This is a genomic window from Pseudomonas sp. MF08831, assembly GCF_059862645.1.
The window spans coordinates 183,989-198,658 of record NZ_JCBCUX010000004.1; the positions used below are offsets into that span (position 1 = coordinate 183,989).

At 52.3% G+C, this 14,670-nt stretch carries 13 protein-coding genes; all 13 read right to left on the minus strand.

The window, feature by feature from the left end; translation table 11 throughout:
- Positions 1-6: 6 nt before the first annotated feature.
- The 13 genes from AC19YS_RS09900 to hisC all read right to left on the minus strand — a co-directional run bounded on the left by AC19YS_RS09900 (position 7) and on the right by hisC (position 14,663).
- Positions 7-696 carry an acyltransferase gene (locus AC19YS_RS09900; protein WP_200623138.1) on the minus strand — a complete coding sequence of 230 codons (690 nt, stop codon included), beginning with the start codon at positions 694-696 and terminating at the stop codon, positions 7-9.
- Positions 677-1,570: a glycosyltransferase family protein gene (locus AC19YS_RS09905; RefSeq protein ID WP_500601589.1), complete on the minus strand. Its 894-nt coding sequence runs from the start codon at positions 1,568-1,570 to the stop codon at positions 677-679. Before AC19YS_RS09905 ends, AC19YS_RS09900 begins: the two co-directional genes overlap by 20 nt.
- On the minus strand, positions 1,545-2,780 hold the full coding sequence (locus tag AC19YS_RS09910) for a hypothetical protein (protein WP_500601590.1): 1,236 nt from the start codon (positions 2,778-2,780) through the stop codon (positions 1,545-1,547). Before AC19YS_RS09910 ends, AC19YS_RS09905 begins: the two co-directional genes overlap by 26 nt.
- A complete protein-coding gene (locus tag AC19YS_RS09915; RefSeq protein WP_500601591.1) occupies positions 2,777-4,225 on the minus strand; it encodes a hypothetical protein in 1,449 nt (482 codons plus the stop codon). Before AC19YS_RS09915 ends, AC19YS_RS09910 begins: the two co-directional genes overlap by 4 nt.
- A gap of 13 nt (positions 4,226-4,238) precedes the next feature.
- Positions 4,239-5,498: an O-antigen translocase gene (locus AC19YS_RS09920; RefSeq protein ID WP_500601592.1), complete on the minus strand. Its 1,260-nt coding sequence runs from the start codon at positions 5,496-5,498 to the stop codon at positions 4,239-4,241.
- A gap of 2 nt (positions 5,499-5,500) precedes the next feature.
- Positions 5,501-6,631: a DegT/DnrJ/EryC1/StrS family aminotransferase gene (locus AC19YS_RS09925; protein ID WP_500601593.1), complete on the minus strand. Its 1,131-nt coding sequence runs from the start codon at positions 6,629-6,631 to the stop codon at positions 5,501-5,503.
- Between the two features lie 1,033 nt (positions 6,632-7,664).
- On the minus strand, positions 7,665-7,910 hold the full coding sequence (locus AC19YS_RS09930; protein ID WP_106576868.1) for a lipopolysaccharide assembly protein LapA domain-containing protein: 246 nt from the start codon (positions 7,908-7,910) through the stop codon (positions 7,665-7,667).
- 24 nt (positions 7,911-7,934) lie between these two features.
- Positions 7,935-8,231 (minus strand): integration host factor subunit beta, encoded by a 297-nt coding sequence (gene ihfB, locus AC19YS_RS09935; RefSeq protein ID WP_003218804.1) that lies wholly within the window; start codon positions 8,229-8,231, stop codon positions 7,935-7,937.
- 132 nt (positions 8,232-8,363) lie between these two features.
- On the minus strand, positions 8,364-8,648 hold the full coding sequence (locus AC19YS_RS09940) for a hypothetical protein (protein WP_106576869.1): 285 nt from the start codon (positions 8,646-8,648) through the stop codon (positions 8,364-8,366).
- Positions 8,649-8,811: 163 nt separating this feature from the next.
- Positions 8,812-10,506 carry a 30S ribosomal protein S1 gene (gene rpsA / locus AC19YS_RS09945; protein WP_064451489.1) on the minus strand — a complete coding sequence of 565 codons (1,695 nt, stop codon included), beginning with the start codon at positions 10,504-10,506 and terminating at the stop codon, positions 8,812-8,814.
- A gap of 119 nt (positions 10,507-10,625) precedes the next feature.
- On the minus strand, positions 10,626-11,315 hold the full coding sequence (gene cmk / locus AC19YS_RS09950; RefSeq protein WP_016971485.1) for a (d)CMP kinase: 690 nt from the start codon (positions 11,313-11,315) through the stop codon (positions 10,626-10,628).
- Entirely contained in the window at positions 11,312-13,522 is a 2,211-nt protein-coding gene (locus tag AC19YS_RS09955) for a bifunctional prephenate dehydrogenase/3-phosphoshikimate 1-carboxyvinyltransferase (protein WP_500601758.1), read from the minus strand. The genes cmk and AC19YS_RS09955 overlap by 4 nt, the downstream gene beginning before the upstream one ends.
- A gap of 28 nt (positions 13,523-13,550) precedes the next feature.
- A complete protein-coding gene (gene hisC / locus AC19YS_RS09960) occupies positions 13,551-14,663 on the minus strand; it encodes a histidinol-phosphate transaminase (RefSeq protein WP_448193290.1) in 1,113 nt (370 codons plus the stop codon).
- Positions 14,664-14,670: the final 7 nt, after the last annotated feature.

Sequence of the window (14,670 nt, forward strand, 5' to 3'; positions counted from 1 at the left end):
AATCCTTTAGCTGCGTTCTTTTATGCGCTTTGCCGGAACGCCTGCGTATATGGAGTTAGCAGTGTATCGCCCCGCCTTCAAGACTGCTCCTGCGGCTACAACGCATCCGTCCTCAAGAACAACACCATCCAGAACAGTCACTTTAGCCCCTATCCAACAATTATTGCCGATGTGGATCCCTTCATTGTTAACGCCCTGAAGACGAATCGGTATTGCGGGGTCGGAAAAATTGTGATTCTCCGAATGAAACGAAACATAATTCCCGATGATTGTGTCACTTCCTATAGTAACGCCACCGGCGCAGCCTAAAAAACTACCGCTGCCAATGCCCACATCGTTACCTACCGAGAGCCCTTCGCCTAATTTAGTCAAACTACCCGTACACTCGATTGTCACATTTTTCTTTAAGGAAACCCCCCGCCCGAAGACAATACCCTTGACCGCCAATGCGTCGATAAAGCATCCATCATCAATAACCAAGCCTTTACCTGTAGTGATCATCGATCTGGCTTTTAGAGTAACGCCCTTTCCTACAAGAATAACTGACAACCTTCTAAACTTTAAAAACCCGTTTATCGCCATTACCACTTTTGACAAAACGAGATTCAACAGATAGGCATCAGAAATGCGCTTATCAATTTTGATGCCACGTTTTCTCACTTTTAAAGAAAGAAATTCAACTAATTCTATCAGCATTATTTTTTCCTTTAAACGACGTGCAATAGGAACGGAAAAATCCTGCGTTTTTATAGGAGAGGCTTTTTCTTAACGAGGAGACGAGCAGATACACCTCCATAAGGCCATGAAAGAGGTATCCCTTATGCTCGAAGATGACGCGTAAGCCCAAGATCATTTCCTGGAAGCGAAAAATGGCTCGTTCGGCGCTGTCCGATGTATGTTCGGAAAGGTCGTGCTGCAAACACGTGTCCAACACATAAAAATGAGGATAAAAGGATTCATACTTTACAAAGAATGCGGTATCCGTCGCATAAAACTTAAGACGCTCATCAAACAGCGGTGACATTTTCTCATAACAAAACTTATTGAAAATTACACCACTATTGATAGCTAGTTTATTACGCGATGAGTTTATGCCACTGTCAACGTCGTCGGATAATCGGCCGAAGAACCAGAAGCGTAATCCCGGACTTACCAATTTTTCTCTTGAGTAAACTTTTGGCACCATGACGCCAAACAAATCAACTGCTGAAGTGGCTTCGAATTCAAGTGCGCCGGAAATCGCCTCTACGTAATTCTGGCTTGAGTAATCCGTATCGTCATCCGAGATCATGAAATGCGTCGCCCGCCCTGCAAACGCCAAATCTGCAACGCGATTATAAATGTAAGCTAAACCGTCATTATTACCTTCAAGCCACGTCAAATTCTCAGCCGATAACGCCGGAGAGCATTCAGGCGTGTTATTCCATATAAAAAATTCAACGTCGATACCTTGCGCACGAAAAAGTGCGACATTACTCAATAACGTCGTGATGGCAGCAGATTCTCTATAATGCCTTTTATAAAGAACGATCAATATCGAAATTTTAGCTTGCACGATATTTCGACTCATACACCACCACCACTGCGATCGACGCAAAAAGGTACAGTACTACACTATTCGTATATGACTGAAAGAAAAAGCTGCTCAGGAAAAACGGGTAACTGATCACCATATAATCAGCCACCCCCCTCATAAATACATTACCCCCAATACGCAGCTGTTGGGTAGCGATGACAATCCTGCTGTAGAAACAGATCAGACCGAGCATCAAAGCGACGCCCAGATACCCAGAGGACGCCAGCAGATTCAACCACAGTGAATCAAACCAATATAGTTGACCTGGTCCAATAGCACCGAAACCCAGACCCAGTGGCATTCTATTGAGTGATTCAAGCACCACCAACCACTGCCGAACCCGGTCAAGGGCAGAAAGATCTTCCGTATATCCCAGTGCAAGGTATAGAAAAATAGAGCCCGTCACGCAGATAAAATAACTATATCCGAGAAAGCCGATAAAAAAACTTCGACGTAATAACTGTAACACTGCCAGGAAAAACACAGCTGAAACCATACCGATAGCTGCCGTCCTCACCGAACCATAAATAATCAGCGCAGTGGAAAAAATGGCCACCAACAGATACAGGAAAAAGCGTCGGTCATAGGTCTTCTCCCTAAAGGCTTGCACAAGCAGACAACACGCAAAGAGCGTGGTGTTCAAATTAAAGGCCGCAAACTCAAGGGTGCCCGTAAAGAAACCCGACATTCTCGGATTTCCGTCTCTCATGGAATTATAAGTCTCCAATTCGAAACCTTTCTCGGACAATAGCGGCCAATACCAGAATTGTTCCGGATCGCTGATTGTCAGGTATTGATAAATGGCATAACCGCCTGAGACAAACGTCATTACGACGAGTGTTGAAAATATAATACGCAACTTCGTTTCTAGCGCCAGACCCAGGCACACCGCATTGATCATGAGGGCAAAGAGGATCGGCATAGCAAACGACCGGAACATCCGAAATGATGCTTCGGAAAGCTCGCCGCAGATACAATAAAATATTATAAAAAACAGAATAATCAACAGCTGTTCTTTATACCGCTCGGGAATTGTATAACGTGTTCCGATTTGGAAAAATGTGATTAACCCGGTCAGAAGCACATACGCCAGTACAAGCCCTTCGCGCCAGGCTCCAACGGCACTGGGGGCGTGGAGCGTTAAAATGACATAGTCCGAGAGTATGAGCATTATTAGAAGTAAGCGTAACGCTAATGCCCTCATGCTTTACCCGACCGGCTTTTTTTAGAGAGAAGCTCGCTGATTTTCAAACGTGCAAGTTTAAGGGCTACTTTAATTTTCTGCGTGGCGCTGAGCTCGAGAAACAGAACACGCATAAATTTTTTATCAAATTCAATTAATCTGGAAACGACCTCCGGCGGAATTGCCGAGGTTATTTTTCCCGGCTGCTCGTAGACGCTAATATCCCCCGTCCACGCCACGTGCTTCTCCATCTCATTGGCGCACATAATATCTTCGTAGAGACAAGCCAGATACCGTGACTTAACTGCCTCATACCCATTAACAGCCAGCACTGACGCAATGACAGCTCTATCATTACCCCCCTGAAAAACACTGTTAATAAACCCCTCTACACTTTCACTCTTCAAATTATCGGCGGGTGAATAACCTTGTATAGGCGCGCGTAACCCGACACAACGGCGCCCATTGAAAAGTTGCTCCGCGAAGGCAGTCCCACCCGGCGTTGGATAACTGTCGACGTAAAAATCTGCACGCTCCAAGAGTGCCAGGTAGCTTTCGTATGGCAGCGCGGAAACCACTTTAAACCTGTTCCAGTATCGCAACTTTAATGGCCACCACCACGTATTGGTAAGCGGGTTGGCACCGACGATCCAGAAGGTTGAATGTTTAAACTCAGTCAGCACCTTGCGTATGGCGGGCCTAAGATCATAGCCTTTGACCGGTTTGAACTTGAAGGGCGACGCCGCACTGAAAAAATTTAACGTGCTATTTTTATTGGGTAGGCTGTGATGCTTTGGTACCAACTTGCTTGTCAATGGAATCCCTAGAAAAGACTTACTTCCAGAGATCGTTTTTTTCAGGTCTCGACGACGGCCAAACGTGCTTAGTTCAAAGTAGACATCTGCCACCGAGCTGCCGTAAGTAAACACATGATCAGCATGATTTACAAAATAGATCTTCGCCGTGCTGACAGTCTTTAGAATCTTGCATGCGATGACAGAAACCATATCATCTGGGTGAATATGCATCACCACTCTTTTATACGGTTTGAGGCACTGAATAATCTCAGCAATTTTCTCGAGGGGTGTGGAAGCACTGGTCAGGGTGCTTTCGGAAAAAAAACCTTGAGTTCGTTCGATCGCACTCTGGGCACTTTTACGCGTTATCAGCAGAGCAGGCTTTTCCGCATGCATTGTCGAAAGTTGCTCCATCAGCCGCGTGTGCCCGCCAATCAGATAGGGCTCCGAGATCAGATGAATACAATCCTTCAACGGCGAGTGAATTTCGTCCACTGAGAGCATACTCATGCATCGAGCAGTTAATATTTCTTCCAGTTCGGGGTCGTCATAAATACCTTTATCGGCCGCCCACAGTATCGCTCCATACACTTCCGCTAAATCGACGCTCTTGTTGACGTCTGTTTGCATCAGAATCAAATTGCGGATTGAAGATAGCAAGCGACTCATGGGCAACACATCCTCATCCTGCGTTATTTTTATTCAACTTTCTATAAATAAGAAAGTACATGACTATCAAGTACATACCGTAATTAGCTGCGTGAGCCCATGTCACACCCACCGGACCGCCCACCTTGGTCAGCAACACCGTAAGCACGTAAAAACTGAGTGCAAAAAATACCTCTGTAAGAATATACATTTTAACCATTGCCTTACCCAACATCAGGTAAGCAAGAATCCAGCTGGCAATTTTAAGCGTGTCTCCCAGCATCTGCCATGCGAAAAAATCCCGCATCGGACTGAACGCCTGGGTAAACAGTAAGCCGATAATAAAATCCCTCAAGCTGTAGATCACTACTCCGCACACCATCGCCACAGGAAGAATCAGTTTATAACCTTGAAGAATCTCTCTCTTGATATCCAGCGGGTTGATAAGCTCTGACAACTTGGGTAAAAAATACAAGCCCAGCGTTGTTGTCACTAATAGAAGATAAGCGGTACTCAGACGCCACATGGCTTCCCAATACCCAGCGGTTTCCCAGCCAAACTCCGCACCTAGATAATTACGCACCAAAATATGGCTAACGGGCACGCATGCAGCAGTCGTGAGCGCCATGGCGGTAAACTTTGTCAGGTTTATCGCAATTTGCCTGTCTAACTTTCCGAGTAGATTGGAAAATCGGAACCATTCTGTTTTGTAACACAGCAGGCATGTCACGAGGAAGGCGATAGACTGATACAGCACCAATGAAATCAGCGCACCATATAGACCAAACTGTCTCACCATAATGATAATGACTAGTAAAGAAAGGAGGCTTCCACCGATATTAGCCAGTATGTATCGATTAATTTCCTTTTTACCATTAAGGATCGCAAGCAATAATGTATTGAATGAAAAGAATATGACGGTGGCCGCACACCAGATAAATACGCTGTACAAGGCCTCATCATTAAAACACCACACAGCCAACGGCTTGCTGAATATAACGATAAGCACCGATGTCAATACAGATCCCATACAGGCAATTGTGCCCGCCGTGCGCCAAACCCGGCGCTGCGCATCTTCATCGTTTTGATATTCAGCCGTGTACTTCGTGACGCCAGTACTGATGGCTCCTGTCGAGAACGTCGTTACCATTTGCACGGCGTTCTGAAACTGCCCCAGGGCAGCGTAGCCCGACGGGCCTACATAGATGGCCAACATTTTATTGATGCCCAGCAAGGTGAGCATCTTGATAACGACCGCAATACCGTTGAGGAAGCTTGTTCTGAGCAGCGTCATATTCAGGCGTCTACAGAGAAAGCGTTACACGCCTCAACGACACTTTGGACTTCTGAATCGGTCATGATCGGGCTCATCGGCAAGCTCAATACTTCGCGATGAATGCGCTCTGTGGTAGGAAGCGATTTATTATAAAACTCGGCGCTTGCATAGGCCTGCTGCTGATGAGGCGGAATCGGATAGTGAATTAATGTTTGAATACCCGACGCGTTGAGATGATGTACCAGTTTTTCCCGCACCTCGGAGCGCACCACGAACAGGTGCCAGACGTGAGAAAAATGCTTCATTACATCGACGTCGCTGCCCAAGGGCAGTTTAATCAAGGGATTTTTAATGCCATTCATATAAAGGCTTGCCACACGCCGCCGAGCCTCGGTCTGTGCCTGCAGGTACTTGAGCTTGACGCTCAACATTGCGGCCTGAATCTCATCCAGGCGGCTATTTACGCCTTGCACCAAATTCTTATATTTTTCGTGTGAACCGTAATTTCGCAGAGCCTGAATCATGCTGACTAACTCAGCATCGTTAGACGTGATGGCGCCTGCGTCACCCAACGCCCCCAGGTTTTTACCTGGGTAGAAACTGAACCCGGACGCGTCACCCCAGTTACCAGCACTTCTGCCGTCGATCTGCGCACCATGCGCCTGGGCACAGTCCTCGAGTACCAGTAGATTGTCACGCTCGGCAATCCTATTGATCGCGCGCATATCGGCCAGTTGCCCATAGAGATGGACCGGCAGGATCAATCGAGTTTTCGCCGTCAGCGCACGCTCGACCTTCTCAGGACAAAGATTGTAGGTATTTTCGTCAGGCTCGACCAAAACCGGTTTCAGGTTGTTTTCCGTCACAGCCAGCAGCGTTGCGATGTAGGTGTTGGCCGGAACGATGACTTCATCGCCGTCCTTGAGCTTGCCCAGCTCTTTCCAGGCACGAATGGTCAGTGTCAAAGCATCAAGGCCGTTGGCAACGCCGACGGTGTGGCTGGCACCGGTATAAATGGAAAACTCTTCCTCGAAGCGCTTGAGAAACTCACCTTGAATGTACCAGCCCGAGTCGATGACACGTGTAGCCGCCTCAACGAGCTCTTCACGGAGAGCGTTGTTCAATGACTTTAGATCGAGAAATTGAATCATCAAAAATACCTGACGTAGGTGCTTCATTATTAGGTGCGTGAGGGCACAGAAGGCCTCTGCGCCACCGCAAATTCATGCCCTCTTTGATCCGACTAGGATCGGAAATCCGGGCTGCGATGCCTGATCGCTCCAAGCGTCACGCTTGATTGATCGGCTCCGCGAAATTTTCCATCTTTAACTGGGCGCCTATGTGTTATCGACGCTGGGGCGTTGATGATACAGCGCCTATTCTCTAATTCAACAAAACTGAATGATGAAAAAGCGCCTAACGTTAAAAGGGTTGCCCAAAATGATACTAATCTGCCACGCCCTATTAGTGCGCAACTATTAAATAGCTCGCTAACATATTAAGTATATAAGACCTCCAACAGCTTTCGCATAATGAGCCTACAGAAAATACGCACGCCAAACGGCGCCCTTACTGAGTCGTCGCCCCAGACGTTTACTGATTTGTTCGCTGCTCGATCAAAGCGGAGGGTTAATCGCTCCAGAGCAATAATCCCTACTTGCGTTGTATTGGAAGGTAATCACAAGGAATACGGGCGACCGCGGACGCTGCCATCCGAGACACTAATGACAGATATTTGCTTTGAGGTAAAACGAGTTGAAGCTGCGCAGAGGGCAGTTTTGCAAGATGGGTATACAAAAATTTTCAATTTTACACGTTGTTAATCTATCTACGAACCTGGCGCTGCAACCAAATAGGGCGCATTACGCGCTATCTTTCAGCAGCATTTTCCCGCTTAGCCTGAATCTAAAATCTAACACCTAACACCTAACACCTAACACCTAACACGTCAGACATACGTGTAGTACATATCCGAGCACTCAGAGCGCGGCACCTGAATACTCAAACAAGAAACATTGGAACGGCTAACCTCTGGATATCCAACTGCGGCGCTAAAAACGCGCTGGCCAACCCTATTACATCCAGACGCCGCCATCAGTCACCTTCCAGTCGAAGGCCTACGCGCTAGAGCTTTAGCTGTTAAACAACGGCCTCACCGCACGTCTTGGGTATCAGGATAGACTGTTAACCACGCGCTGCCGAGATCGACCTGTGGCGCCGGCTACGCGCCAACCCAACGCCTAGCAGTGGACCAATCAACATCCCGATGATTAACGCGACTACTACAAATACCGACACTGGCATCTGTACAGTCGTCCAGCCCAGGAATGAAAGGGCCACGCTCTGCTGGTTTTCCAGCACAAAGCCTAAAATCACTAGCGCAACAATCAACGCTACCAGCACAAAAACAACGCGCTTTGCTCCACGCATAAATTTCTCCTACCCCAAAAAGACTCAGACGCCTTCTTCTTCGTCTTCGTTCACCCGGTCCCGCAATTCCTTTCCTGGCTTGAAGTGAGGCACAAACTTGCCATCAAGGCTGACTGACTGCCCGGTTTTTGGGTTACGGCCGACGCGCGGTGCGCGGTAATGCAAGGAGAAGCTGCCAAAACCACGGATCTCAATCCGATCCCCAGTAGCCAAACATTGGGACATTTGCTCAAGCATAGTCTTGATAGCCAGCTCTACATCCTTGGATGAAAGCAGCCCTTGATGGGTGACAATTCGTTCGATCAACTCCGACTTCGTCATATTTTTCCCTTCTTTTTCAAGCAGCTAGGAAAAGCGCTTCAAAGGTTTTAGCATGACTTGATGAATTTGAACAGCCCACTCGACAACTTATCTGCTGCATAGGCAGACACCCGCAACATGCGCCTTTGAGCCTCAATTACAGATCACCAGCATAGTGCGAGTTACAGCGCCGGCGGGATTCCAGCCGAACAGGTAGTCGCCCTCTTCGTCCTTAGCATCGCTAGATCGGGTGATGACCTTATAGCCTTGCATCTTGCACTCGCGGGCAGCGCGCTTCTCGCACTTGCTCCAATTGCCACCAAGGCCCGAACAGTCGACCTCGATACCGCTGACACCACGCTTGACATGAGTTTTGGCGCTGGTGGTAGAGCAGCCGGCAAGCATGACTACGGCGAAGATTAAAATAAACTTGTTCATCCAAATCCTTATTGAAACAACATCACTGACAACCGTGCTTTTAATAAAACTATAGCCAGTTCTGACACTATGCAGCGCACCTTGGTTCTCAGTATTGATTCAACGAATTTCAGGCACAAAAAAGGGCGACCGAAGTCGCCCTTTTTCTATGGTCTGACAGAACTTAGTTCTGTTTTTCCATCTGTGCACGCAGCAGGTCGCCCAGAGTGGTAGGACCAGCAGAAGGCTCAGAAGAGGCTGGCTTGTCGCGCAGGCTCTGAATGGCTTCTTTCTCTTCGATCTCGTCTTTCGACTTGATGGAGAGCTGGATTACGCGGCTCTTGCGGTCAACGCTGATGATCTTGGCTTCTACTTCCTGGCCTTCTTTCAGAACGTTACGTGCGTCTTCAACGCGGTCACGGCTGATTTCGGAGGCTTTCAGAGTCGCTTCGATATCGTCGGCCAGAGTGATGATGGCGCCTTTAGCGTCAACTTCTTTCACAGTGCCTTTAACGATTGCGCCTTTATCGTTCTCTTGAACGTACTCGGAGAACGGATCGCTTTCCAGTTGCTTGATACCCAGGGAGATGCGCTCGCGCTCTGGGTCAACCGACAGGATAACGGTGTCCAGCTCGTCGCCCTTCTTGAAACGACGAACAGCTTCTTCGCCAACTTCGTTCCAGGAGATGTCGGACAGGTGAACCAGGCCGTCGATGCCGCCGTCCAGACCAATGAAGATACCGAAATCGGTGATCGACTTGATGGTGCCGGAGATTTTATCGCCCTTGTTGAACTGGCCAGAGAAATCTTCCCATGGGTTAGATTTGCACTGCTTGATGCCCAGGGAGATACGACGACGCTCTTCGTCGATGTCCAGAACCATAACTTCCACTTCGTCGCCGACTTGTACGACTTTCGAAGGGTGGATGTTTTTGTTGGTCCAGTCCATTTCGGAAACGTGTACCAGGCCTTCCACGCCTTCTTCCAGCTCTGCGAAGCAGCCGTAGTCGGTCAGGTTGGTAACACGCGCGGTTACGCGGGTGCTTTCTGGGTAACGAGCCTTGATAGCAACCCATGGATCTTCGCCCAGCTGCTTCAAGCCCAGGGAAACGCGGTTACGCTCACGATCGTACTTCAGAACCTTGACATCGATCTCGTCGCCAACGTTGACGATTTCGGAAGGATGCTTGATACGCTTCCAAGCCATGTCGGTAATGTGCAGCAGGCCATCGACGCCACCCAGATCGACGAATGCGCCGTAATCGGTGAGGTTCTTGACGATACCTTTGACTTGTTGGCCTTCCTGCAGGGATTCCAGCAGAGCTTCACGCTCGGCGGAGTTCTCTGCTTCCAGGACGCTGCGACGGGAAACGACAACGTTGTTGCGCTTCTGGTCGAGTTTGATGACCTTGAATTCGAGTTCTTTGCCTTCCAGGTGCGTGGTGTCGCGCACTGGACGAACGTCGACCAAAGAACCTGGCAGGAACGCACGGATGCCGTTAACGTCGACAGTGAAGCCGCCTTTAACCTTACCGTTGATAACGCCCTTGACCACTTCTTCAGCTGCGAAGGCTGCTTCGAGAACAATCCAGCATTCAGCGCGCTTGGCTTTTTCACGGGACAGCTTGGTTTCACCGAAACCGTCTTCAACCGAGTCCAGAGCAACGTGAACTTCGTCACCGACATTGATAGTCAGGTCACCAGCATCGTTGTAGAACTGTTCCAGCGGGATCAGAGCTTCAGACTTCAGACCAGCGTGAACGGTTACCCAGCGAGCTTGGTAATCGATATCAACGATAACACCGGTGATGATGGAGCCTGCCTGAAGGTTCAGGGTTTTTAGGCTTTCTTCAAAGAGTTCCGCAAAGCTTTCGCTCATTTTAATTCCTGTTGATAAGGGCGAAGAATACGCCCATCTCCACACCCCAGACGGTGTGGGTCAGTTTCAATTAAAAGAAGCACCGCAGGACTATGACTGGTCCCCTGCAGCCTTCTTGGTCACCCGGCGATATCGCGAATGGCGATTTCACTCAAGATGCGTTCCAGCACCTGCTCGATGGATAACTCCGTGGAATCCAGCTGTATGGCGTCAGCCGCCGGCTTGAGCGGGGCTACCGCACGCTGGGTATCACGCTCATCGCGTGCACGGATCTCATCTAGCAGACTCGACAGACTAACACCATCGACTTTGCCCTTCAACTGCAAGTAACGACGGCGCGCCCGCTCTTCGGCGCTGGCGGTCAGGAAAATCTTCAACGGCGCATCTGGAAACACCACGGTGCCCATGTCGCGACCATCCGCGACCAGGCCCGGCGGCTCCTGAAACGCCCGCTGGCGCTGCAGCAGCGCGTCCCGCACGGCCGGCAGCGCGGCAACCTGGGAGGCCCAGGAGCCAACTTGTTCGTTACGCAGATCATCGGTCACATCATCCCCTTCGAGGATGATGCGTTGCGGATGACCTTCCGTCGCGCCGACGAACTGCACATCAAGATGCGCCGCCAGCAGCTTCAGGGATTCTTCGTTGGTTAGGTCGACGCCGTGGTTACGCGCGGCAAAGGCCAGCAAACGGTACAGCGCGCCGGAATCCAGCAGGCACCAGCCCAGGCGCTTGGCCAGAATGCCGGCAATCGTGCCTTTGCCCGAGCCGCTTGGCCCGTCGATGGTAATCACCGGTGCTTTGATATTCACAATTGAGCCTCTTGGGCAACACGAATGCCGACATGGGCACACAGTGTAAGAAAGTTCGGAAAAGATGTAGCCACATTGGCACAGTCACGGATACGAATCGGCGCTGTCGCCCGCAGCGACGCCACACTGAAGGCCATGGCAATCCGGTGATCGCCATGGGAATGCACCTCGCCGCCGCCTATCAGGCCACCGTCAATGATAATCCCATCAGGTGTCGGTTCACACTTCACGCCCAATGCCAGCAGACCGTCGGCCATTACCTGGATACGGTCGGATTCCTTCACGCGCAACTCTGCAGCGCCGCGCAACACGGTACGGCCCCGAGCACAGGCCGCCGCGATGAACAACACCGGAAACTCATCAATCGCCAGCGGCACCAACGCCTCAGGAATCTCGATGCCGTTCAGCGCAGCAGCACGCACGCGCAGATCGGCGACCGGCTCACCGCCGACCTCACGCAGGTTTTCCAGCGTGATGTCCGCGCCCATCAGCCGCAGGATATCGATCACGCCGGTCCGTGTCGGATTGATCCCCACATGCTCCAGCAACAGCTCGGAGCCTTCGGCAATCGACGCCGCGACCAGAAAGAATGCAGAAGAAGAAATGTCCCCTGGCACCTCAATATGCGTGGCAGCCAACGCATGGCCCGACTCAACCGACACCGTAGCGCCCTGCACCTGCACCGGATAGCCGAAGCCGCGCAGCATGCGCTCGGTGTGGTCACGGGTCGGCGCAGGCTCGGTCACCGAGGTTTTACCCTCGGCATACAAACCCGCCAGCAACAGGCAGGATTTGACCTGTGCACTGGCCATTGGCAGCGTATAGGTCAGACCTTTCAATGCCCGACCTCCACGAATAGTCAACGGCGGGCGCCCTTCCGGCCCGGTTTCAATCACCGCGCCCATTTCGCGCAGTGGCTTGGCCACGCGGCTCATCGGGCGCTTGGACAGCGAGGCATCGCCGGTCAACACACTGTCAAAGCGCTGCGCCGCCAGCAAGCCGGACAACAGCCGCATCGATGTTCCGGAGTTGCCCAGGTAGATCGGCCCCGGTGCCGGTTTCAAGCCATGCAGGCCAACACCATGGATGATCACGCGCCCATGGTGTGGCCCCTCAATCACCACGCCCATGTCGCGAAACGCCTGCAAGGTCGCCAGGGCATCTTCGCCCTCAAGGAAACCCTCAACCTCGGTCACGCCATCGGCCAATGAGCCGAGCATGATCGAGCGATGAGAGATCGACTTGTCGCCCGGCACCCGAATCTGTCCGCTCAAGCGACCACCCGGGCTGGCGAGGAAGGTCTGCTCATCGGCGTTCACAGCAGTTTCCATATAGGCCCGGCGCGCCAGAATTTTGCTGAAATGTTCACGCGCCACCCGCGCACGGGTAAACACGCCCAATAATTGATGGCCATCCCCGGCATCGACCGCGTCGCGCAAGGCGTCGAGGTCGCTACGGAAAGTGTCCAGGGTGCGCAACACCGCCTCGCGATTGGCAAGGAAGATGTCATGCCACATCACCGGATCACTGCCGGCGATACGCGTGAAATCGCGGAAACCACCGGCGGCATAGCGGAAAATATCGAGATTTTCGTTACGTTTAGCCAGCGAGTCCACCAGACCAAAAGCCAGCAGATGCGGCAAATGACTGGTCGCCGCCAGCACCTCGTCGTGACGCTCGACCTGCATGTGCTCGACATCGGCACCCAGCTCGCGCCATAAGCGATCGACCACAGCCAAGGCTGCCGGGTCGGTTTGCTCAAGCGGCGTCAGGATCACTTTATGACGACGGAACAACTGCGCATTGGACGCCTCGACACCACTCTGCTCGGAACCGGCAATCGGGTGGCCCGGTACAAACCGCGCCGGCATGCCGCCAAACGCCCGTTGCGCCGCGCGCACCACATTGCCTTTGGCACTGCCGACATCCGTGAGAATCGCCTGCCCCAAGTCCATGCCGGCCAGCAAGGCCAGCAGCTTCTCCATCGCCAGAATCGGCACCGCGAGCTGGATCACGTCCGCCCCCTGGCAAGCCAGCGCCAGGTCTGCTTCACAGCGATCCACCACGCCCAACTCAACCGCCAACTTGCGCGATTGCGGGTCCAGGTCCACACCGACCACTTCGCCACACAGCCCGCTTTCGCGCAGGCCTTTGGCAAACGAGCCGCCGATCAATCCCAGACCCACCACCACCAGGCGACCGATCATAGGCACAGCAGGTTGCAATGCAGTGACATCAACCACGAGCCAGAACCTTGGCCAATGCCTCCAGGAAGCGGCTGTTTTCCGCCGGCAAACCGATGGTGATACGCAGGTGGTTCGGCATGCCGTAGTTGGCCACCGGGCGCACGATCACGCCTTCGCGCAGCAGCCCCTGGAATACCGGGGCGGCGACTTGAGCGAGGTCGACGCAAATGAAGTTGCCCTTGGACGGAATCCAGCCCAAGCCCAACTCACGAAAACCTTCCTGCAGTTGCAGCATGCCGCTTTCGTTGATGCGGCGACCCTCTTCCAGGTATTCCGCGTCCTTCACCGCCGCACACGCCGCCGCCAGGGCAAGGCTGTTGACGTTGAACGGTTGGCGCACGCGGTTCAGCACGTCGGCCACCACCGCCGTCGACAAGCCGTAGCCAACCCGCAACGAGGCCAGGCCGTAGGCCTTGGAGAAGGTGCGTGACACCAGTAGGTTCGGGTAAGCCGCGAGAAAATCCAGGCCATCCGGCAGGTCGCTGCCTTCGGCGTACTCGATGTAGGCCTCGTCCAGCACCACCAGCACATGTTCCGGCACGTCTTGCAGGAAGTCGTTCAACGCCTGGGCATCGAACCAGGTGCCGGTCGGGTTATTCGGGTTGGCGATAAACACCACGCGGGTCTGGGCGTCGATGGCCGCCAGCATGGCCGGCAGGTCGTGACCCCAGTCCTTGGCCGGAATAACACGCGCGTCGGCGCCGACTGCCTGAGTGACGATCGGGTAGACGGCAAACGCGTGCTCGCTGAACACGGCATTCAGGCCAGGCGCCAGGTAGGCACGGCCGACCAATTCAAGGATGTCGTTGGAGCCGTTACCCAGGGTCACCTGGTTCAACTCGACCCGGCAGTTTTCCGCCAGCAGGGACTTAAGGGCAAAGCCATTACCGTCCGGGTAGCGGGTCAGCTCGGTCAACTCCTCACGAATCGCCGCCAGCACCTTGGGGCTCGGGCCCAGCGGGTTTTCGTTGCTGGCCAGCTTGACGATCTTCGACGGGTCCAGGTTCAACTCACGCGCCAGCTCGTCCACGGGCTTGCCGGGAACGTAAGGCGACAGTTGTTGCACGCCCGGCTGAGCCAGGGCGAGGAAGTTGCCACTCATGTTAAAG